The sequence below is a fragment of the Bradyrhizobium sp. UFLA05-108 genome (genome assembly GCF_059803455.1).
On sequence record NZ_JBANAZ010000014.1, the window covers coordinates 82,284 to 101,723 of the forward strand.

Annotated in this window: 20 protein-coding genes; 6 read left to right on the forward strand and 14 right to left on the reverse strand. The window is 62.5% G+C overall.

What is annotated here, in order from left to right; translation table 11 throughout:
* Nucleotides 1-4: 4 nt before the first annotated feature.
* The 6 genes from SO140_RS13175 to SO140_RS13200 form a co-directional block, all read right to left on the reverse strand.
* The gene (locus SO140_RS13175; RefSeq protein ID WP_498542670.1) at nucleotides 5-517 is read right to left on the reverse strand and encodes an Lrp/AsnC family transcriptional regulator; all 513 of its coding nucleotides are present in this window, start codon (nucleotides 515-517) and stop codon (nucleotides 5-7) included.
* A 45-nt stretch (nucleotides 518-562) separates the two neighbouring features.
* The gene (locus SO140_RS13180; protein WP_498542671.1) at nucleotides 563-715 is read right to left on the reverse strand and encodes a hypothetical protein; all 153 of its coding nucleotides are present in this window, start codon (nucleotides 713-715) and stop codon (nucleotides 563-565) included.
* A 213-nt stretch (nucleotides 716-928) separates the two neighbouring features.
* Complete coding sequence (locus SO140_RS13185) at nucleotides 929-1,255, reverse strand: hypothetical protein (protein ID WP_498542672.1); 327 nt, start codon at nucleotides 1,253-1,255, stop codon at nucleotides 929-931.
* A 9-nt stretch (nucleotides 1,256-1,264) separates the two neighbouring features.
* Nucleotides 1,265-2,080: a MetQ/NlpA family ABC transporter substrate-binding protein gene (locus tag SO140_RS13190; protein WP_498542673.1), complete on the reverse strand. Its 816-nt coding sequence runs from the start codon at nucleotides 2,078-2,080 to the stop codon at nucleotides 1,265-1,267.
* A 43-nt stretch (nucleotides 2,081-2,123) separates the two neighbouring features.
* Nucleotides 2,124-3,467, reverse strand: coding sequence for an LLM class flavin-dependent oxidoreductase (locus SO140_RS13195; protein WP_498542674.1), 1,344 nt, complete (start codon nucleotides 3,465-3,467; stop codon nucleotides 2,124-2,126).
* A gap of 45 nt (nucleotides 3,468-3,512) precedes the next feature.
* Nucleotides 3,513-4,337: a class I SAM-dependent methyltransferase gene (locus SO140_RS13200; RefSeq protein WP_498542675.1), complete on the reverse strand. Its 825-nt coding sequence runs from the start codon at nucleotides 4,335-4,337 to the stop codon at nucleotides 3,513-3,515.
* Nucleotides 4,338-4,690: 353 nt separating this feature from the next.
* On the opposite strand from SO140_RS13200, the gene SO140_RS13205 reads away from it, so the two are divergent.
* From SO140_RS13205 to SO140_RS13225, 5 genes are all read left to right on the forward strand, one after another.
* Nucleotides 4,691-6,130 carry an FAD-dependent oxidoreductase gene (locus SO140_RS13205; protein ID WP_498542676.1) on the forward strand — a complete coding sequence of 480 codons (1,440 nt, stop codon included), beginning with the start codon at nucleotides 4,691-4,693 and terminating at the stop codon, nucleotides 6,128-6,130.
* Between the two features lie 299 nt (nucleotides 6,131-6,429).
* On the forward strand, nucleotides 6,430-7,356 hold the full coding sequence (locus SO140_RS13210; RefSeq protein WP_498542677.1) for a TauD/TfdA dioxygenase family protein: 927 nt from the start codon (nucleotides 6,430-6,432) through the stop codon (nucleotides 7,354-7,356).
* Between the two features lie 19 nt (nucleotides 7,357-7,375).
* Complete coding sequence (locus SO140_RS13215; protein ID WP_498542678.1) at nucleotides 7,376-8,434, forward strand: ABC transporter substrate-binding protein; 1,059 nt, start codon at nucleotides 7,376-7,378, stop codon at nucleotides 8,432-8,434.
* On the forward strand, nucleotides 8,431-9,285 hold the full coding sequence (locus tag SO140_RS13220) for an ABC transporter ATP-binding protein (RefSeq protein WP_498542679.1): 855 nt from the start codon (nucleotides 8,431-8,433) through the stop codon (nucleotides 9,283-9,285). Before SO140_RS13215 ends, SO140_RS13220 begins: the two co-directional genes overlap by 4 nt.
* Nucleotides 9,278-10,144, forward strand: coding sequence for an ABC transporter permease (locus tag SO140_RS13225; protein ID WP_498542680.1), 867 nt, complete (start codon nucleotides 9,278-9,280; stop codon nucleotides 10,142-10,144). The genes SO140_RS13220 and SO140_RS13225 overlap by 8 nt, the downstream gene beginning before the upstream one ends.
* On the opposite strand, the gene epsC is transcribed toward SO140_RS13225, so the two are convergent.
* The 6 genes from epsC to SO140_RS13255 are packed head-to-tail and all read right to left on the reverse strand — an operon-like array spanning nucleotide 10,141 to nucleotide 15,583.
* A complete protein-coding gene (gene epsC / locus SO140_RS13230; RefSeq protein WP_498542681.1) occupies nucleotides 10,141-11,085 on the reverse strand; it encodes a serine O-acetyltransferase EpsC in 945 nt (314 codons plus the stop codon). The two genes, SO140_RS13225 and epsC, sit on opposite strands and share 4 nt — an antisense overlap.
* A gap of 6 nt (nucleotides 11,086-11,091) precedes the next feature.
* On the reverse strand, nucleotides 11,092-11,664 hold the full coding sequence (locus SO140_RS13235; protein WP_498542682.1) for a flavin reductase family protein: 573 nt from the start codon (nucleotides 11,662-11,664) through the stop codon (nucleotides 11,092-11,094).
* Nucleotides 11,665-11,706: 42 nt separating this feature from the next.
* Entirely contained in the window at nucleotides 11,707-12,939 is a 1,233-nt protein-coding gene (locus SO140_RS13240; protein ID WP_498542683.1) for an acyl-CoA dehydrogenase family protein, read from the reverse strand.
* 24 nt (nucleotides 12,940-12,963) lie between these two features.
* Nucleotides 12,964-13,968: an NrtA/SsuA/CpmA family ABC transporter substrate-binding protein gene (locus SO140_RS13245; RefSeq protein ID WP_498542684.1), complete on the reverse strand. Its 1,005-nt coding sequence runs from the start codon at nucleotides 13,966-13,968 to the stop codon at nucleotides 12,964-12,966.
* A gap of 17 nt (nucleotides 13,969-13,985) precedes the next feature.
* On the reverse strand, nucleotides 13,986-14,714 hold the full coding sequence (locus SO140_RS13250) for an ABC transporter ATP-binding protein (RefSeq protein ID WP_498542685.1): 729 nt from the start codon (nucleotides 14,712-14,714) through the stop codon (nucleotides 13,986-13,988).
* Nucleotides 14,711-15,583, reverse strand: coding sequence for an ABC transporter permease subunit (locus tag SO140_RS13255; RefSeq protein ID WP_498542718.1), 873 nt, complete (start codon nucleotides 15,581-15,583; stop codon nucleotides 14,711-14,713). Before SO140_RS13255 ends, SO140_RS13250 begins: the two co-directional genes overlap by 4 nt.
* 265 nt (nucleotides 15,584-15,848) lie before the next feature.
* On the opposite strand from SO140_RS13255, the gene SO140_RS13260 reads away from it, so the two are divergent.
* Nucleotides 15,849-16,940: an LLM class flavin-dependent oxidoreductase gene (locus SO140_RS13260; RefSeq protein WP_498542686.1), complete on the forward strand. Its 1,092-nt coding sequence runs from the start codon at nucleotides 15,849-15,851 to the stop codon at nucleotides 16,938-16,940.
* Nucleotide 16,941: 1 nt separating this feature from the next.
* On the opposite strand, the gene SO140_RS13265 is transcribed toward SO140_RS13260, so the two are convergent.
* Nucleotides 16,942-18,282: an LLM class flavin-dependent oxidoreductase gene (locus SO140_RS13265; protein WP_498542687.1), complete on the reverse strand. Its 1,341-nt coding sequence runs from the start codon at nucleotides 18,280-18,282 to the stop codon at nucleotides 16,942-16,944.
* A 61-nt stretch (nucleotides 18,283-18,343) separates the two neighbouring features.
* A complete protein-coding gene (locus tag SO140_RS13270) occupies nucleotides 18,344-19,309 on the reverse strand; it encodes an aliphatic sulfonate ABC transporter substrate-binding protein (protein ID WP_498542688.1) in 966 nt (321 codons plus the stop codon).
* Between the last annotated feature and the right edge of the window lie 131 nt (nucleotides 19,310-19,440).

Here is a 19,440-nt window from a genome sequence, read left to right on the forward strand (position 1 = left end):
GATCTTAGTCGGCGGTCGCCACCGGCGGAATTGGCAGTGCCGTGATCGATTTGATCTTTTCCATCGCAAAGCGCGAGGTGACGTTCTTGAGCGGCACGGCGTGGATCAGCTTCTTGTAGAACACGTCGTAGCTCTGCATGTCGGGAATAACGACGCGCAGCATGTAATCGACATCGCCAGCCATGCGGTAGAATTCCATCACCTCGGGCATGGCACTGACCGCCTCGGCGAAGCGCTTGAGCCAGGCATCCGAATGGTCTGCGCTCTCCACGGAAACAAATACTGAAAGGCCAAGCCCGATCTTGTTCTGGTCGACCAGGGCAACTCGCCTCAGGATCACGGCGTCGGCTTCCAGTCGCTGGATGCGCTTCCAGCACGGCGTCGACGACAGGCCAACCCGGTCGCCAATTTCGGCAACCGACAGCGAAGCGTCTTCCTGGAGTACCGTCAGGATCTTGCGGTCGATGGCGTCGAGACGGCGGCCGGTCTCGACAAACTGCAACGCAGCGTCGCTCATATCAGAAACCCCGATGTGATGAAAAATTGGACGCGTGGTCTGGCGTTAGCCATGCGGTCCGAACAGGAAGATCTCGTAGAGATCGTCAGGCTTGTTGTCCGGGCCGCCAGTCTCCGGCCGCAGCGAACGATGGAACCATCCGCGTGCCTGCGCAATCAAACCAGCGAAGGTCGAACGCAGCGAGATGACGTAGCTCATGTTCACTCCGGACGACGGTGTAGGGCGAGAACCCGGAGAAGCTAACACGGCAGGGATGGCGTTGAACATTGCTACACACACGTTGAGATCAGTTTGGTTGAAACGTACTGGCGTCACCGCGCGTGCGGTCAGAAAATTCCACGGTGCTCTGCAGCGATGGATGATTTTGATGTCCATCGTATCGCAAAGAGCATGGAGGATTACGCCTTGTCTCTAGTCCGGCGTCAGCAGCGCAAGGATTTCGCCGCGCTGGAACCGCGGCACGGAACCTAGATAAGACGGCCTCCGGCAAGAATCCGATACCGGATAGAGCATCGGCATGCCCATGCCGGCGAACGCCGCAGACTGCAACGCGCGATCCGCCTGTCCGCGCAGATGAGCACCCGTCATGATGCCGAGCGCGAACACAAACGCGGACAAAAGCACCAGCGGGAAGATGAAAGCCTCGCTGATCCGGAGCCGATTTGTCACTGCGCGCGCGTCGATCGCGCGCTCAGCGACAGAGCGTCGGGTGGCCCATTCGAGCGTGAAATCGAACATGGGCTCGGCTTACTTCATGTAATCGGGAAGCGTGAACCCGTCATAGAACCGATCCGCAAGGATCGCGGTTTTGAACGTGGCGGACTTGTAGCCGGCGACGATATCCCGTGCCCACTCGGCGTCGGCATTGGCCCTCTTCACGGCGAGTACGTTGATATAGGGCGTCGTCATCTTCTCGAGCGCGAAGGCGTTGGTCAGCTTTAGACCGCTGAAGATGGCGAAATTGCCCTGAACGGCAGCGAAGTCGACATCGTCGAGCGCTCGCGGGGCCTGCGCGGCCTCAAGTGGCACAATCTTGATGCCGCCGGGGTTCTTGATGACGTCGAGCTCTGTGACGTCGACCGGCTTGCTGTCGCGTATCTCGATCAGGCCGAGATCGCGCAGCACCCACAACGCGCGCTGCAGATTGACCGGATCGTTCGGTACTGCGACGCTCGAGCCCGACTTGATCGGCGTGCCCAGCGGATGCTTCTTTGAGTATAGGCCCATCGGCGGGGTGGGGACGTGGACGATGCCGACGAGATCGGTGCCTTGCCGTTCGTTGTAGGAATTGAGGAAGATCGTGTGCTGCATCACATTTGCGTCGATCTCGGACTTGAATACGGCGTTGTTGGCCTCGAGTCCCGTCGAGAACTCCACATAGCGGATCTTGTAGCCCTTCTTCTTCAACTCCGGCTCGACCCCGAGCTTGAACTCGTCGATATATGGCCCCGGCACGAAGCCGACTCTCAGTTCGGGCTTTGCGGGTTGCTGGGCCAGGGCATCTCCGGCGGCCAAGGGGGAGAGTACCAAAAGTCCGGAGAGGAGAAACAACGCTGTCTTCATTTTCACTTGCTGAGCTTGAGTTCTGGTGGGGATGGATGCGGTTTCAGGCGATGGCCTGGACCGGGTTGGAATAGACGCTTGCCGGACGCGTGAGGCCGTAATGCTCGCGTAGGGTCGTGCCGGTGTAGTCCTCGCGGAACAGACCACGCTTGCGCAGGATCGGCACGACGTGCTCGGTGAACGCATCGATGCCGCCGGGCAGCCAGGGCGGCATCACGTTGAAGCCGTCTGCCGCCCCATTCTCGAACCAGGTCTGGATATTGTCCGCGATCTTCTCGGGTGTGCCGGCAATGACCCAGTGGCCACGCGCGCCGGCGAGGCGCTGCACCAACTGCCGGATGGTCGGCTTCTCGCGGTCGACGATATCGACGACCAGTTTGAAGCGGCTGGCGACGCCGCGTGCGCTTGCGGTGTCGATGAGGTGGCGGGGTACGGGACCGTCGAGATCGTAACCGGTGAGATCGACGCCGATCATCTGGCGCAGCTGGGTCAACGAATATTCTGGCTGGACCAGCGCGTTGAATTCCTCCTCCAGGCGATCGGCCTCGGCTTGCGTGCTGCCAATGAAAGGGCTGATGCCGGGCAGGACCTTGACCTGATCCGGGCTGCGGTCGAACAGGCGCGCCTGCTTCTTGATGTCGGCGTAGAATTCCTGCGCGCTCGCCAGCGTTTGATGCGCGGTAAAGATCGCCTCGGCGAATTGCGCGGCAAAGGCGCGGCCGTCCTCGGAGGATCCTGCCTGCACATAGACGGGCCGTCCTTGTGGCACGCGCGAGATGTTCAGCGGTCCGCGGACGCGAAAATGCCTGCCGACGTGATTGAGCGCGTGGATCTTGCTCGTCTCGGCGAATACGCCGGAGGCGGGGTCGTTGACCAGCGCATCGTCCTCCCAGCTGTCCCAGAGCCGCGAGATCACATCGAGATATTCCCGGGCGCGCTCGTAGCGCTCGTGGTGTGGGGGGTGCTCGGGAAGGCCGAAATTCTGCGCCGCCTGGGGCGCGCTGGTGGTGACGATGTTCCAGCCAGCGCGGCCGCGGCTGAGATGATCGAGCGAGGCGAACAGCCGCGCCAGATTATAGGGCTCGGTGTAGGTCGTTGACGCCGTGGCAATCAGCCCGATGCGGCTGGTGACGGCGGCGATTGCCGCGAGCCAGGTGATCGGTTCGAAACGAAAGCGCTGGGCGTAGCGGACGTTGTCGGCCAGCGCCGGGCCGTCGGCAAAGAAAATAGCGTCGAACTTGCTCGCCTCGGCCCTTTGCGCCAGCTCTTGATAGAAGCTGATATCGAGAATACGCTCCGCGGCTGAGTCCTTGTAGCGCCACGCCGCCTCGTGATGGCCACCGGGATAGATGAAGAGATTGAGAACGAGCTGGCGTTGGTTGCTCATGGTGCCCTGTCCGGATGCGATGGTCGAGGTGAGGCGGTAGGCGACTTAGTGGGCCGATGCTGCGGGCTTTCGTGCGAAAGCGAACCGCAGGTACCGCTCGAGACGCAATCCCTCCGGCGTCCGCTTCGTCTCCACGAGGTCTGCGAACCGCTTCTGGATCGCCTCCCGCTCGCCCGTCGAGAAGCCCTCGAGGAAATTGCCGAATGCGCTGGCCTCGGACCATCCGAGAATGGAATCGACGTCGTCATGAAGGTCGACGAGCGAGCGCAAGTCACTTCGATAGTCAATGAATCCGGTTTCCGTGAACAGGGCCTTGAGCTGGTCGTCGGTCGAGCCCAGCACGCGGTGTGCTTCGCCCTGTCGTTCGGCGAAGCCGGCAAGTGCGATTGCCTGGCGTAGCAGTACACGCGATTGATGCGGCTTGGACGGGTCCTGGACGTTGAGGCCGAGCCTGCCGCCGGGCTTGAGGACACGACGAATCTCGCGCAGCGCCTGCGGCTTGTCGGCGATCCAGTGGAAGACGCTGTTGAGGTAGACAACGTCGAATTCATCAGACGCGAATTGGGCCAGATCCTCGGCGCGACCAACGCCGAAGCTCAACGTTGCCGTCTCGCGCAATTGTGCAATGGAGATCCGGTTTTCGAGAGGATCGATACCAGTCACGTGTCCATCGGGGCCAACCAGCCCGGCCACGAATTCTGCGAGCCGGCCGGTGCCGGCCCCGAGGTCGAGTACGCGGTCGCCGGACTTTACGGCAAGCGGGCCGATCAAGAACTTGCCGTGGTGGAATTGCAGAATACCGGCTTGCTCGTAGGTGCGCGCAAGCTCGGGCGTATCCCGTTCGAGGCTGATGACGGAAGAAGACGACATGTGTTTCCCGGAGCTCCGATGAGCGGCTCGATCGAAGCGAACTCTATGTCGCGAGAAACGGCAATGTCGATGAAATGAATTTACGTTGTTGGGAGCGAAGCGAGCATGAATCTAACGGTGGGTCTCCTGAACGTAGACAAACACGCAAGCGAAGTTATCGCGAGCGAGATGCAACGCTGCTCGCTATGTCGCGAGGCGCCCTGCGCCACAAATGCAAATCTTCCAACCGGCCGCTACGTTGCGGCGCATTCGTTGTGCGTGTCCGAAAACAAAGCCAATTACATTTCATTGACGGAATATCGTTGGCTCTTACGATTTGGCTGCATCTGATGTTTTTAGAATCCGGGTGCAACATGGTTCAAGCCGACGTCGATTTCACCGCTCGCGAGACGCTACGCCTGATCGGGGCTGATCCGACGAATTGGGTGCCGGATCGTGACGGCATCGATCATAACGTCGTCATCGTCGGGGGAGGACAATCCGGAAGCGCGTTTGCCTTTGCGTTACGTCGTGCCGGCATCGGCAAGGTCTCGGCGATCGATGCTGCAAGTGACGCCGCTTCGTCCGGTCCCTGGTTAACCAGCGCGCGTATGCACAAGCTGCGGACTCCGAAAGGGCTCCCGGGGCCTGAGCTTGGCTTGCCGGGATTAAGCTTCCAGGCCTGGTACGAGGCCCATCGTGGGGTCGCCGCGTATGACGCTCTCGATCGCATCCCCCGGGTCGAGTGGGCGGCCTATCTCGACTGGTATCGCAAGACGCTGAGTATCGAGGTGCGCTATCGCACGCGACTGGTGCGTATCGAACCGGTCGGAGAGCATCTGCGGCTGCATCTCGACGTCGACGGCGAATCGAGGAAGGAGACCGCCCGCAAGGTGATCCTTGCCAGCGGCTTTCCCAGCAATGGCGGCCCGTTCGTCCCCGAGGTGCTGTCGAGAAATCTGCCTAGGGAGCTTTATGCGCATACGCTCGATGCGATCGACTTCGAAAAGCTGCGCGACAAATCCGTCGCGGTGATCGGCAGCGCCGCCTCGGCATTTGATGCTGCGGCGGTGGCGCTCGAGGCGGGCGCGAGAGAAGTGCATTTATTCGCGCGCCGCGACCGCCTTGCATCGGAGCCGGTCATCAGAACGCGCGGTTATCCCGGTGCTTACGACAACTACGGAGCGCTGCCGGATGCGGTTCGTTGGCAGCAGGCGATCCGCTTCCGCCGGGCCGGCTCGACACCGCCGCCGGATGCGATTGCGCGTGCCGTCAAGTCCCCCAATTTCAATCTCCATCTGGGATCCTCGTGGACGTCGGCCAAGCCGTTCGGGCGACGGCTGCTCGCGACCACGACGGAAGGTGATATCGCTTTCGATTTCGTCATCGCCGGGACAGGCTACCAGGTCGACCTCGCGAGACGGCTGGAACTCGCCGCGTTTGCAGACGAGATCCTGCTATGGCGCGACCGGTTCACGCCGCCATCGGATCAGGCGGACAGTCATCTGGGCGCGCATCCATATCTCGGCACCGGACACGAGTTCTTGGAGAGGGAGCCGGGCCGTGCGCCTTATCTGCGCAACATCCACGTCTTCAATCCGGCCGCGTTCGTCAGCTTCGGCCTGCCGATCGGTGACGTGCCGAGCTTCAAGCGCGATATCCCAGGCGTGGTTGCGCGGATCAGCCGCGATCTGTTCCTGGACGATCTCCCGACACACGAGGTGCGGATCAACGCGCCGATCGCTGATGATTTCGATCCCGCATTGTATGCATCGGCCGTGTGGCGTTCGCCGAACATCGTCGCGGCGGAATAGACGGAAGCGCAAATAACAATCGGAAAGGTCACGAGGTCGGGTGCAACTATTTCCCACCTCGCGCCAACTTTGGAAGCTATTTCCGAAGTCCTTGAGTTAGCATCCTCCGACTGAACGCAACGCTGCATTGATGCAGCCGCATACGGAAAGATCCCAGCAGACGCGATTGCCGCCAAAGCCGACGGCAATTCCGCAAGAGGATCGATCACAACATCACTCATATTCTCTCCGTCATCGCAGCAGCGATCGGCGACGGCGGAGCCTTGTCCAAAACGGATCGCGGTCTTGGGGAAGATGACATGACGGACGCAATCACCATCGACAACGTCATTCCGCGTGCTGATATCGTGAAGCGCGCTGCGCGCATCGGTGCGGAGATCAGGAACATCAAGCTGTCTGGCAATCTGCCGGATCAGACGATCGCAGCGATCAATCAGGTGCTGCTGGAGCACAAGGTTATCTTCTTCCGCGATCAGAACCATCTCGATGATGCCGAGCAGGAGCGCTTCGCTCATCGGCTCGGCGAATTGGTGCCGCACCCGACGGTCGGCGCCACCAAGGGGACGGCATCGATCCTCGAACTCGATTCCGCGCGGGGCGGCGGTCGCGCCGACCAGTGGCATACCGACGTCACGTTCGTCGACGCTTATCCCAAGATCTCGGTGCTGCGCGGCGTCGTGATCCCAGAGTTCGGCGGTGACACGATCTGGTCCAACACGGCTGCATCCTATCTCGATCTGCCGTTGCCGCTCCGCAAGCTCGCGGACGAACTCTGGGCCGTGCACAGCAACGCCTATGATTATGCGGTCAAGACCCGCGCGAGCGAAGCCGACCGGAAGCAGTTCGAGGAAGTCTTCACGGCGACGGTCTACGAGACCGAGCACCCCGTCGTCCGTGTGCATCCCGAGACCGGCGAGCGCACGCTGGTGCTCGGCAATTTCGTCCAGCGCTTTGTCGGCCTGTCGAAATACGACAGTCAGAAGCTGTTCGACCTGTTCCAGTCGCACATCACCGCACCGGAGAACACCGTACGCTGGAACTGGCGACAGGGTGACGTGGTGATCTGGGACAATCGTGCCACCCAGCACTACGCCGTCAATGACTACGGAGATCAGCACCGTGTGGTTCGCCGCGCCACTATCGACGGTGAGGTGCCTGTCAGCATCGACGGCCGCAAGAGTGTCACCCGCGTCAAGGCGGCCAAGCCGCAGGCCAAGGCTGCCTGAGCAGGTTGGAGTGAACACCATGAGAATCACTATCTCCACCTTGCGCCGGCTGGTTGCCGGCCTGCGTGCAAAGGGGCGGCAGCTTGGCCTCGCCGGCATCGCGCTGGCTGGCCTGACTGGCCAAGCCGTCGCCGAGCCGCAGCTCGAAAAATCCGAGATCCGCTACCAGGGCTGGGCAGGCCAGGTGACGTTCGTCGAGCTGGCCGACGATCTCGGCTATCTCGCTCCGCTAAAGCTGAAATGGGTCGGCAACACCATCAGTGGCCCGCAGGATATTCAGACCGTCGTCACCGGCGACATCGACATCGGCGGCGCATTCTATGGCGCGATCATCAAACTGATCGCCGCCAAGGCGCCGATCAAGGCGGTGGTCGGCTATTACGGGTCGGACGAGAACACTTACAACGGCTATTACGTGAAGGAGGATAGCCCGATCAAATCCGCACGCGACTTGCTCGGCAAGAAGGTCGCGGTCAACACGCTGGGTGCGCACCTTGAGTTCGTGCTGCGCGAGTACCTCGCCCGCAACGGCCTGACACCTGCCGAGGCCAAGCAGGTCACGCTGGTCGCAATCCCGCCGGTGACGGGCGAACAGGCCTTGCGGCAGGATCAGGTCGAGGTCACCACGCTCAACGGCATCCTGCGTGACAAGGCTCTCGAGCGCGGCGGCATCCGCAAGCTGTTCGCGGACACGGATATCTTCGGAAACTTCACCGGCGGCTCATATGTGCTGCGGGACAAGTTCATCAAGGACAATCCGAACACCTCGCGCAAGCTGATCGAAGGCGTATCGCGCGCCATCGCCTGGGCGCAGGCCACGCCAGCTGAGGAGGTCCGTGCCCGCTTCGAGCGCATCATCGCTGATCGCAAACGCAACGAGGACGCTACGCCCATCAAGTACTGGAAGAGCACGGGTGTCGCGACCAAGGGCGGCGTGATCGGGGATGGCGAGCTCCAGGTCTGGATCGATTGGCTGGTCAAGGATGGGCTGTTGAAGCCGGGTCAGCTGAAGCCGTCGGACATCTACACCAACGACTTCAACTATTTCCGCCCCGGCAAGACCGCGGAGGCCCAATGACCAATGCCAAAATCCGCTTCGAGCATGTGCGAAAGGAGTTTCTGGTCCGGGGCAAAGATGGCGGGCCGGCGCAGGAGTTCACCGCGATCGACGACATCACGTTGGATGTCCGAGCCGGCGAATTCCTGGCGCTGGTCGGCCCGAGTGGGTGCGGCAAGTCGACCTTGCTTGATCTGCTCGGCGGCCTGACGGCGCCGAGCAGCGGGCGCATCCTGCTCGACGGCAAGGTCATCGAAGGGCCGGCGCGCGACCGCGGCATCGTGTTCCAGCAATACGCGCTGTTTCCCTGGCGAACGGCCGCGCAGAATATCGAGTTCGGGCTCGACATCGCTGGCCTGAAAGCCCGGGAGCGGCGGGAGAGGGCGCTGCATTATCTCGATCTGGTCGGCCTGTCGGGCTTTGCGGATCGCTATCCGCACGAGCTCTCCGGCGGCATGAAGCAGCGCGTCGCGATCGCCCGCAGCCTCGCTTACGACCCGGAGGTGCTGCTGATGGACGAGCCGTTCGCAGCGCTCGATGCGCAGACGCGCGAGACGCTGCAGGGCGAACTGCTGCGGATCTGGCGCAGCACCGGCAAGACCATCCTCTTTATCACCCATGGCATCGACGAAGCCGTGGTGCTCGGTCAGCGCGTGGCGGTGATGACCTCGCGTCCCGGCCGGATCAAGCAGATTATCGATATTCCGGCCGAGTTGCACAGCGAGACCGAGGATGTCCGATCGCTGCCGCAGTTCGGGCATGTCAGGCACGAGGTATGGTCCCTGCTGCGCGACGAAGTGTTGAAGGCGCAAGTCTCGCCCGCGCCCGATCGCGAGCAGACCGGAAAGGCGAAGGAGCTGGCTCATGTCTAATCTGGAGATCTTGACGCTGCTGGAGCTGGCCGAGGGGAGTCCGAGGGATCGGGCCAGGCAACGCGCTGGCGCGCTGGTCGCGGCGACCGGCGGACTCGCACGCTGGTTCGGCGCGATAGGGCAGCGCTCTCTGCTGGTGTTACTGTTCCTGGCGATCTGGGAAGCCGTGCCGCGTCTGGGATTGGTGGACGTGACGTTCTTGCCGCCGTTCTCGGAAGTGATTGCGGCGGGCTGGCAGCTGGCCCAGTCCGGTGAACTCTTCGACGATGTCACCGCAAGCCTGCTTCGGGCCCTCAGCGGCTTCCTGATTGCGGTCGCGCTGGTTGTCCCGCTGGGGCTTGTCACCGGATGGTATGCCCGGCTCGGCGACTTCCTAAACCAGATCATCGAGATCGCGCGCAACACGGCGCCGCTCGCGCTGCTCCCGGTCTTCATTCTGCTGCTCGGGATCGGCGAGCTCTCGAAGGTCACGATGGTGATCTATAGCTGCGCCTGGCCGTTGCTGCTGAATACGATCGCGGCCGTTCGCCAGGTCGATCCGCTCCTGATCAAGTCGGCACGGACGATGGGCGCGACACCGAGCCAACTGTTCCGGAAGGTGATCCTGCCGGCGTCGTTGCCGACGATCTTCGTCGGCATCCGCCTGGCAAGCGCTTCCGCAATGCTGGTGCTAGTCGCTTCCGAAATGGTCGGGGCGAAGTCAGGACTCGGCTATCTCATCATCAACAGCCAGTACAGCTTCCTGATCCCGCAGATGTATTTTGGTATCCTCGGAATCACCGTGATTGGTCTCGTCTTCAACGCGATTCTCGAGGCGCTGGAGCGTCGCCTGATGCGTTGGAAGGCCCCCGCCGTCTAGCCCTGCTTGTTACGAGCGGTGGCCTGCGTCACGATGCTATTCGGCGGCACGTCCTGGGTCACCCAGACGTTGCCGCCAATGGTCGAACCCCGGCCGATCGTGATCCGGCCGAGAATTGTGGCGCCAGCATAGATTACGACGTCATCATCCACGATCGGATGCCGGGCGTCGCCCTTGATCAGATTGCCGTCGTCGTCGGTCGGGAAATGACGGGCGCCGAGCGTCACGGCCTGGTAGATGCGGACATTGTCGCCGATGATAGCGGTCTCGCCGATGACGACCCCCGTGCCGTGATCGATGAAGAAGCCGGAGCCGATGCGGGCGCCGGGGTGGATGTCGATGCCGGTGCGGGTGTGGGCGATCTCGGCCACCAGCCGCGCAATCAGCCGCGCGCCAAGCTGGTGAAGGATGTGCGCCAGCCGGTGATGGATGATCGCGGTCATGCCGGGATAGCCGATCAGGATCTCCGGAAAATTCCTGGCGGCGGGGTCGCCGACGAAGGCGGCGCGGAGGTCGCTGATGATGAGGCCGCGCACATCCGGAAGCTGCGACGCGAACCGGCGCGTTAACTCAATTGCATCGTCGCGCCGGAAGCCGGCCGTGAGTTCGTCGCCGATAAAGAGGGCTGCGCGGTGGACCTGGTCGCTCAGGCCGTCGAGCGCAGCGCTGAGACGGTTGCCGACGAAATAGTCGATATTCTCGCCGTCGAGGTCGAATTGGCCGTAATGGCGCGGGAACAGCGCCTCCGTCAGGCCGTCCAGGATCGCCTGAAGTGCCTCGCGAGATGGCGCGCGGCGGGCCTCGCCATCCCGGCGGATGCTATGGGTCTCCTCACGGGAGACGCGGAGGGCGGCAACGAGCTGCTCGAGCTGCCAGCGCTTTTGCGTCGGGCTATCGGAATCCCTGTCGTCCGACGGCTCGCGGGGGCGTTCGTGCTTCATGCTGCCTCATCTGACATGTGCCAGCGGAATGCTGATCTCGGCGAGCAGGTCGAGGTCGTAGTCGTGCTTGATCTCGATATACTGCCCGTTCCAGTATACCAATCCCGAGAGCTGGGGCGACAGCTCGAAGCTCAAAAGACTGCCGACGATGATTCCGTGCGAATAGCGCTCGATGATCTCCTCGACCCGGCATTCGACGGTTGCCAGCGAGTTTCCAAGGAGCGGCACGCCTGAGATCCCGGCAGCCCAGGCGATGCCCTCGAAGCGCTGTGGCCCCTTGAGGCGGCCGTTGCTGAAACGGTCCGCCAGATCCTGCTGGTCAGAGCCGAGGATGTTCACGCCGAACGTACCCAAGCGCTCGATCAGCGCAAAAGACGACGCCTGGCGGTTAACGCTGACCAGCACGCGCGGCGGGCTTGCGCTCAGCGAGGTCAGGGACGTGACCGTCATTCCCGTGATGTCGTCGTCGCGACCGGCGGTGATGATGCTGACGCCGCCGGCGAGGCGGCGCATGACCCCGCGGAACTGTTGTTCGATCTCATTACTGTCAGTGACGAGATGGATGTCGGATCTTCCCATATTCGTTCCTCCGTGGGGCGGACCCTCGTGCGCCGGCATGTCCTAGAAGAAGCCCTTTGCCGGCAACGGCGTGCCGTTGATCTCGTGTTCGCCGATCGAACGCGCCTTGTAGGTGGTCGGATTGTGCGAGGAGAGCGTTCGTGCATTGCGCCAGTGACGGTCGAAATTGGTGACCTTCTTGGTCGCCGAGGCGCCGCCGACGTCGAACAGCAGGCTGCCGCCGCGGATCGCGAAATCGTCGGCTATGATCTTGGCCTTGGCCGAAAGCAGCGCAGCGGTGTGCGCGGCCTCCGTTGCGTTTGGCGCACCGGCATCGAATGCGTCGGTCGCGACATCCAGCGCTTCGGCGGCGGCAAGCACGACCGTCTCGGCCGCGAAAGCGCCGCTGGCGATCTGGCCGACCGTCTGCTGCAAAAGCGGATCATCGGTCGGGATTTCGGTTGGGGCATAGTAGAACGTGCGCTTGCGCGAACGCACCAGCGCAGTGGCGTCGCGCAAGGTTGCCCGCGCAATGCCCGCGACGATCGCGGTCAGGAAGAGCTGGGCAAACGTGTTGGAATAGGGGACACCATAACCACCGTCAGGCGTGTCGAAAACGACCTCCTGCCGCTTGACCTTGACGTTGCGGAAGTGGGTCGTGCCGGTCGCGGTGAGCCGCTGCCCGAGGCCGTCCCAATCGTCAACCAGCTCGATGCCCTCGCGCTTGATTGGAACGATCGTTGCTCCGGTCGACCCGGACGGATCGGCGGCGCGGACCAGGACGTAATCCGAGTACAGCGTGCCGGTACTGTAATATTTCGTGCCGTTCAGCAGAAAATCTCCGTTGCTGTCGGGCGTGAACGTCGTGCCCGGGGTCACATTACCGACGCGGGGACTCTCGAGTTCGGTGGTAGCGAGGCCGATGATCGCGCCCCCTGCGACGGCCCTCTGCCATTCGCGGCTCTGATCGTCCTTGGGCGCGCGCACCACGCGCTCGACCACACTGAAATGATTGCGCAGGATATGCGCCACGTTGGCGTCGGCCTCGCCGAGGCGGATGACGAACGTGAAGAGATCACGGATCGTGCTGCCCGCGCCGCCCGCCGCGACGGGAAGTCGCAATGCGCCGAGGCGGGCGCGGCGGATGAGGTCGACGATGTCGAAAGGCAGCACACGGTCGCGTTCCCGCGCGCTCGCGCCCTCGGCGATCTGGTTGAGAAGCGCCTCCAGCTCCGGTGAGTTGGTCTTGAGCGGCTCGGACGTGGTCAGGGAGGGAGCGGATACAGTCTTGTTCATTTGTTGTGGCCTGTTGAAACGGTCTCAGAGCTGCGCGAGGTGATCGGTCACCTTGACCGGTTCGGGCAGAACCTTCCGGGCGACGAGCCAGTCGGCGGCCTTTTGCAGCTCGCCGACGAATTGCTCGTCATTGACGGCGAAGTAGCGGTATTGGCGCTTGAGCGCGATGAATTGGTCGCGGACGGCGTCGCTGTACTTCCCGATCTTCTGCGCGATATATTCGGCCTCCTTGGCATTCTCGGAGATCCATTTGCCTTCGGCACGAAACGCGTCGTTGACGGCGCGCACCAGTGCGGGATTGTCGGTCGCGAATTTGCGGGTCGTGAGATAAGACGTGTAATCGATCTGGAAATCGAGATCGCGTCCTTCCAGAAAGAGGTCGTGCGCCTTGTATTCGAGCCGTGCGATATCGACGCCGGGGCTCCACATCGACCAGGCGTCCACCTTGCCGGAAGCAAGTGCGGGCGCCGCGTCCGGCGGATTGAGATAGACGAACTTCACCGCGGAGCGGTCGACCTTGTGTTTCTCGAGTGCTGCGACCAGCAGGAACTCGCCAAGGCCTGAGCGGTTGACCGCGACCGATTTGCCGACGAGATCCTCGATCCTGTCGATGCCGGAGGCGTCCTTAGCGATGATTGCAGTTGTGCGGGGCTCGTAGACCACGAATTGCGTGAACACCAACGGAGAGCCGGCGATGATCGCGGCCAGTGCCGGCGTGGTGCTGCCGCCAAAACTGAAGTCGGCGCTGCCACCGGTCACCGCCTGCAAGGTCGGCGCATGGTTCGGGAACGGACCGAGCCACTCGACTTTGATACCATCCTTAGCCAGGACCTTCTCGAATTCACCGCGTTCCTTGGCGATCACGTTGAGGCCGCCGAGACCCCAGGTGATGCGTACGGTGTCCGTTGTACGACCGGAGGTGGCATGGGCGAAATCACCGAGGTTTATGCCGGCAAGCGCACCGACGCCGAATGCTGCCGTGCCAAGAAAGCTGCGCCGGGATGGGTTGGCGATCGAGAAGCGAGACATAAGAGCCTTCCGGTAACCTAGTTGATGGAATGAGAGTTCACGCCAAGCTCGCCGAGAAGCTCCGCGCGGGAAATAGTCGGCGATGCGTCGCGCACTGCGCGGTGCTCGAACGCAATTGCACCGTTCCGCATCACCAGGATGCGGTCGGCCAGCGCGATTGCCTCGTCGACATCGTGGGTGACTAGCAGAACACCCGGCTGATGATTGGCGACGAGCTCGCGAACGAGCTGATGCATGCGGATGCGAGTGAGCGCATCCAGTGCGGCAAACGGCTCGTCGAGGAGCAGGAGTTCGGGTTGCTGGACCAGCGCCCGAGCAAGCGCGACACGCTGAGCCTGTCCGCCGGAGAGGTTGCGCGGCCAGTCATCGAGACGGTCGCCGAGGCCGACTTCGGTCAACGCTTCGGCGGCGCGTTCGCGTGCATGCTGCACCCGCAAGCCGAGCGAGACGTTGCGCCAGAGGCTGTCCCACGGCAGCAGCCGATGCTCCTGGAACACGACGGCCGGCCGGCGCGGTGCCACGATGCGTCCACCCTGAATCGAATCGAGGCCAGCGAGCGCGCGCAGCAACGTGGTCTTGCCGCATCCGCTTTCGCCGAGCAGGGCGACGAATTCGCCGCGCTCGATCCGCAGGTTCAGCTTGTCGATGACCACGCGGCTGCCGTAGCTGCGCACGAGGTTGCTGACGACGACCGCCGGGCCAGATTCGAAGGAGGTGCGCGATCGCGGGACAACATGAACGTTCATCGCTGTGCTCCGTAGTTCGGATGCCAAGCGAGCAGGCGGCGTTCGAGGAAGCGTGCGATGGCGTCGGCCGTGACGCCGATCAGCGCGTAGATCAAGATGGTCAGCACGATCACGTCGGTGCGCAGGAATTCACGCGCGTCCATCGCGAGAAAGCCAATACCCGACTGCGCGCCAATGGTTTCTGCCACGACTAGCGCGAGCCACGCCGTTGCCAGCGCGTAGCGGACCCCGGTCAGGATCGACGGCAACGCGCCTGGCAGGATAATCCGGCGGATCAGCTGCAGAGAGCTCAGGCCTTGGACGCGGCCGAGCTCGAGCAGCTTGGGGTCCACCTGTCGAATGCCGAGCACGGTATTGATGTAGATCGGAAACGTGACGCCAAGTGCGACAAGGAAGATCTTTTGCGTTTCGCCGACGCCGAGCCAGACGATGACAAGGGGCAGCACCGCGAGAAACGGAATTGCCCTGATCATCTGGACGCTGCGATCGATTGCTGCTTCCGCGATCCTGGAGAAACCGACGAGAATACCGAGCGTTGCGCCGACCGCGGTGCCGATCACGAATCCTGCCGCCGCTCGCAGCAGGCTGACGCCCAGATCGTTCAGGAGCGTTCCGGTGGTTGCGAGCTTGAAGGCGGTCCAGATCACCTTGCTGGGTGCAGGAAGCACGTGTGGCGAGAGAAATCCCGCCTGCGCCAGCCATTCCCAGACGACGACCAGCGCCACCGGGGCGAGCCATGACAGGAACTGGAGACTGCGCGCGCCAAGCTTGCCTTTCACCGGATCCGGAGCGCGTGCGTTTTCAGCACGTCGCGACGAAGGTCCATCATCCGCGTCAATCGCAGTGCGGTCGATGTCGCTCAGTTCGATATTGCTCAAGACGCGAGACCTCGTTTCACGAACTGCATTCAATGCATGCCGTGTGACGCTAATGACGTGTCGTCTCGGTAAAATGTCCCACGAAATCGGGTCGACAGAAATAGAGCGGTATTTCAATTGTCATCGGCTCCGGAGTGATCCGCTGTCGTCGCGGCGCGGATACGCGACAAAGAAAATCTTTTGCTGTTCGTCTGCTTGATCTTGCGCCACGCGTTGGCGAGAACGCGTGAAGTCAAGGCATTCACGGGAGATCACGATGACGACCGCACCTCTTCGCTTCGGCATCTGGGCGCTGGTGCACGGGCCACGAGCTGCGCATCAGGATCCGGAAGAGCCCTATGATGCCTCCTGGGAGCGCAATCGTGATCTGATTCTTGCGGCCGAGGAGCTCGGCTACGACTCCACATTGATTGCGCAGCACACGATCAATCCGCATCAGGAGGATCTCGACCAGCTCGAAGCCTGGAGCGCTGCGGCAGCGGTTGCTGCGTTGACCAAGCGCATCGAGATCATCGCCGCCATCAAGCCGTATCTCTATCATCCCGTGGTGCTGGCCAAGTTGGCGCTCGGGATCGAGAACATCAGCCGTGGCCGCTTTGCGATCAACCTGGTCAATGCCTGGAATCGGCCCGAGCTGGAAAAGGCCGGGATCGGCTTTCCCGAGCATGACGCGCGCTATGCCTATGGCAAGGAGTGGATCTCCGTAGTGTCCCGCCTGATGGAGGGTGAGCGCCTCAATTTCAGTGGCGATCACTTCAACGTCTCGGACTATGCGCTGCGGCCGACGAGCCTTTATCGCAAGCGCCCACTCATCTATGTCGGCGGCGAATCCGAGCCCGCGCGCGATCTGGTCGCCGCCAATGGTGACGTTTGGTTCATCAACGGCCAACCGCTCGACGACGTCGCCGGCCTGATCGCCGATGTCGCGGCCCGGCCGCGTGGTGCGGCGCCTCCATTGCGTTTCGGCCTGTCCGCCTTTGTCATCGCACGCGAAACCCGGGAGGAAGCGCAGGCTGCCTATGAGCGGTTGCTCAGCCTAGCGGCAAAAGATGCGCCGATGAAGGCGATCCAGAAGCAGAACACGGACCCGAAGGTCGTGATGATGCAGACGATGCAGAAGACGCCGCGGGTCGGCAGCAACGGCGGTACGGCCGCCGGACTGGTCGGCAGTTACGATGAGGTCGCGGCGCGCATCGAGGCGTTCCATGCTGCAGGCATCGAACTCTTCATGCTGCAGTTCCAGCCCTTCGAGGCCGAGATGCGGCGCTTCGCAGAGGAGATCATCCCCCGCGTCCGGGCGCGACAGTCGGACGGGCAGTCCGAGAGGTTCGCCCGGACCCTGGGTTAACTTAGGCCGACGCGACTTCCGGCGCTCGCCTCGCAAAGCGGCTCGGCGGCCGCGGCAGGCCAAAATGGTCGCGCAACGTCGTGCCCGTGTATTCGGTTCGGAACAATCCGCGCTTCTGCAGGATCGGCACAACGGTGTCGACGAAGGTCTCGAGCCCCGTCGGCAGAACATCCGGCATCAGATTGAAGCCGTCGGCCGCGCCTGCCCTGAACCAGGCCTCGATATCGTCTGCGATCTGCTCCGGTGTACCCACGATGATGCGATGACCAACGCCGCCGCCGAGCGCGCGGATCAATTGGCGAACGGTGAGGTTGCCGCGGCGAGCGATATTCACGGTGCCCTGGAACATGGTGTGATTGGCGTTCGCGGGAAGCGGCAACGGATCGGGAAGCGGCTTGTCGAGATCGAGCAAGGCGGGATCGATCTGTAGCGTGCCCGCGAGTCGCGCCAGGCTGTATTCGATCGGAACCAGCTCCCAAAGCTCATCCTGCCGCCGTTTCGCCTCTGCCTCGGTGCCACCGATGACGGTGGCAAGGCCGGGCAAGGTGACGATGGAATCGCCGGAGCGCCCGTAAGCCGCCGCACGCGTGCGCAGATCGCGCGCGTAGGCAACCCCTTCCTCGATCGACTGCGCCAGCGTGAACACCGCTTCCGCACAAGCTGCCGCGAAGTCACGGCCGTCATTGGAACCGCCAGCCTGCACCGTCACTGGCCGTCCCTGCGGCGAGCGCGGCACGTTCAGTGGTCCGGCCACCGAATAATGCGGGCCGCGATGCGCGATCGGATGGACTTTCGACGTATCGACGAACCGCGCGCTCGCCTTGTCGCCGACGAAGGCATCGTCCTCCCAGCTGTCGAACAGCGCGTGGACAACATCAGTGAATTCCTTGGCGCGCTCGTAGCGCGCCTTGTGCTCCAGTGCACCCGTGAGGCCAAAGTTTCGGCTTGAAGCGGCATCTGCGGTCGTGACCGCGTTCCATCCCGACCGACCGCCGCTGGCATGGTCGAGGGTCACGAAGCGGCGCGCGATGTTGTAAGGCTCGTTGTAGGTCGTGGACACCGTGCCGATCAGGCCGACATGCTTTGTCGCGGCGGCGACCGTGGCCAGTATGATGGTCGGCTCCAGCGACGTGAACGACCGGTAGTCGATGCGATCGTTCACGGCCGGCGAGTCCGCCAAGAAGATCGCGTCGAGCTTGCCGCGCTCGGCAATCTGAGCCACCCGTACATAATGACCGAGATCGACGAAGGCGCGCGGGTCGCTGTCCGGCAGCCGCCAGGCCGATGGATAGACGCCGGAGTGAAGCAGGTTGACGTTCAAATGTAATTGGCGTGAAGGCATGGGCATTCCGAAGGTCAGCGTGTGTGCGATCTTGATGTGCAACAGGAGCGAAGGCCGGACATCAAGACCCCGTCGGCGTCCAGATTTTGATCGCCGTGGTGTCGATCTTTACCGGGATCAGGCCTTCGGCATGGAACGCATCGGCAATGCGCTGCTGCTCCGAAAGGCCCGGGCCGGTGACCGCGCCAACCTGATAGGAGCGGTGGCTGTTGGCTTCCTCGACGGTGGTCGCGTCGATGCCCCAGAGCCCGGCAAGCAATGTGGCGGCTTCCTTCGGCTGAGCCTTCACCCATTTTCCGGTCGCCGAGAGCTTTGCGAAGATCACGTTGAGCACCTCGGTATGCTTGTCCGCATAGGCAGCCGATGCGACATAATAGCGCTTGTAGCTCGCAAGGCCGTTGCTGCCATCTGACAGGATCCGGCCCTTCGTCTGGTGAAGGGCGCTGGTCAGGAACGGATCCCATGCGACCCAGGCGTCCACATTGTTGCTGACGAAGGCCGCGCGACCGTCCGCGGGCGATAGATAGGCGGGTGTGATGTCCTTGAAGCTGAGTCCGGATTTCGCCAGTGCTGCGAGAAGCAGGTAATGGCTGCCGGCGCCCTTGGTCACGGCGACCTTCTTGCCTTTGAGCTCAGCGATGGTCTTGATGGTCGAAGAGTCCGGAATCACGATCGCCTGCGCCGCCGGCGAGGCGGCTTCCTCCGCGACATAGGCGAGCTTGGCGCCCGCCGCTTGGGCGAAGATCGGCACCGTGTCGGCGACGTCGGCGCCGAAATCGATGCTGCCGATGTTAATGGCCTCAAGCAGCGGCAAACCGCTGGTGAATTCGTGCCATGAGACTGTGATGCCGAGTGGCTTCAACGCTTTCTCAAGCTCACCGTTCATTTTCAGGATCGCCGTCAGCGTCGAGGATTTTTGGTAGCCGATGCGGATCTCCTCGGACATCGCAGGCCGAACGGTCGCGATTACAAAGAGGCTGAGCGCAGCCGCGGCGAGGATCCGCATGCGGGACGTGAGATAAGACATGAAGAATTGTCCTGAGGCTGAGCCGCTTTCGGCGGCGCGTTGTCACAGCAGCAAGCCCGCAATGTGTGGGTAAAGCAGCTCGCCTTGCAATTTCAAGGTATGGCTCGACAGGGAACGAACTTTCTCCCGCT

Excerpts from the sequence above, each read along its gene's own strand:
- SO140_RS13245 (WP_498542684.1), bottom strand. The coding sequence starts at position 13,968 with ATGTCTCGCTTCTCGATCGCCAACCCATCCCGGCGCAGCTTTCTTGGC.
- SO140_RS13185 (WP_498542672.1), bottom strand. The coding sequence starts at position 1,255 with ATGTTCGATTTCACGCTCGAATGGGCCACCCGACGCTCTGTCGCTGAG.
- SO140_RS13225 (WP_498542680.1), top strand. The coding sequence starts at position 9,278 with ATGTCTAATCTGGAGATCTTGACGCTGCTGGAGCTGGCCGAGGGGAGT.
- SO140_RS13205 (WP_498542676.1), top strand. The coding sequence starts at position 4,691 with ATGGTTCAAGCCGACGTCGATTTCACCGCTCGCGAGACGCTACGCCTG.
- SO140_RS13210 (WP_498542677.1), top strand. The coding sequence starts at position 6,430 with ATGACGGACGCAATCACCATCGACAACGTCATTCCGCGTGCTGATATC.
- SO140_RS13240 (WP_498542683.1), bottom strand. The coding sequence starts at position 12,939 with ATGAACAAGACTGTATCCGCTCCCTCCCTGACCACGTCCGAGCCGCTC.
- SO140_RS13200 (WP_498542675.1), bottom strand. The coding sequence starts at position 4,337 with ATGTCGTCTTCTTCCGTCATCAGCCTCGAACGGGATACGCCCGAGCTT.
- SO140_RS13265 (WP_498542687.1), bottom strand. The coding sequence starts at position 18,282 with ATGCCTTCACGCCAATTACATTTGAACGTCAACCTGCTTCACTCCGGC.
- SO140_RS13215 (WP_498542678.1), top strand. The coding sequence starts at position 7,376 with ATGAGAATCACTATCTCCACCTTGCGCCGGCTGGTTGCCGGCCTGCGT.
- SO140_RS13180 (WP_498542671.1), bottom strand. The coding sequence starts at position 715 with ATGAGCTACGTCATCTCGCTGCGTTCGACCTTCGCTGGTTTGATTGCG.
- SO140_RS13220 (WP_498542679.1), top strand. The coding sequence starts at position 8,431 with ATGACCAATGCCAAAATCCGCTTCGAGCATGTGCGAAAGGAGTTTCTG.
- SO140_RS13250 (WP_498542685.1), bottom strand. The coding sequence starts at position 14,714 with ATGAACGTTCATGTTGTCCCGCGATCGCGCACCTCCTTCGAATCTGGC.
- SO140_RS13190 (WP_498542673.1), bottom strand. The coding sequence starts at position 2,080 with ATGAAGACAGCGTTGTTTCTCCTCTCCGGACTTTTGGTACTCTCCCCC.
- SO140_RS13235 (WP_498542682.1), bottom strand. The coding sequence starts at position 11,664 with ATGGGAAGATCCGACATCCATCTCGTCACTGACAGTAATGAGATCGAA.
- SO140_RS13195 (WP_498542674.1), bottom strand. The coding sequence starts at position 3,467 with ATGAGCAACCAACGCCAGCTCGTTCTCAATCTCTTCATCTATCCCGGT.
- SO140_RS13270 (WP_498542688.1), bottom strand. The coding sequence starts at position 19,309 with ATGTCTTATCTCACGTCCCGCATGCGGATCCTCGCCGCGGCTGCGCTC.
- SO140_RS13175 (WP_498542670.1), bottom strand. The coding sequence starts at position 517 with ATGAGCGACGCTGCGTTGCAGTTTGTCGAGACCGGCCGCCGTCTCGAC.
- epsC (WP_498542681.1), bottom strand. The coding sequence starts at position 11,085 with ATGAAGCACGAACGCCCCCGCGAGCCGTCGGACGACAGGGATTCCGAT.
- SO140_RS13260 (WP_498542686.1), top strand. The coding sequence starts at position 15,849 with ATGACGACCGCACCTCTTCGCTTCGGCATCTGGGCGCTGGTGCACGGG.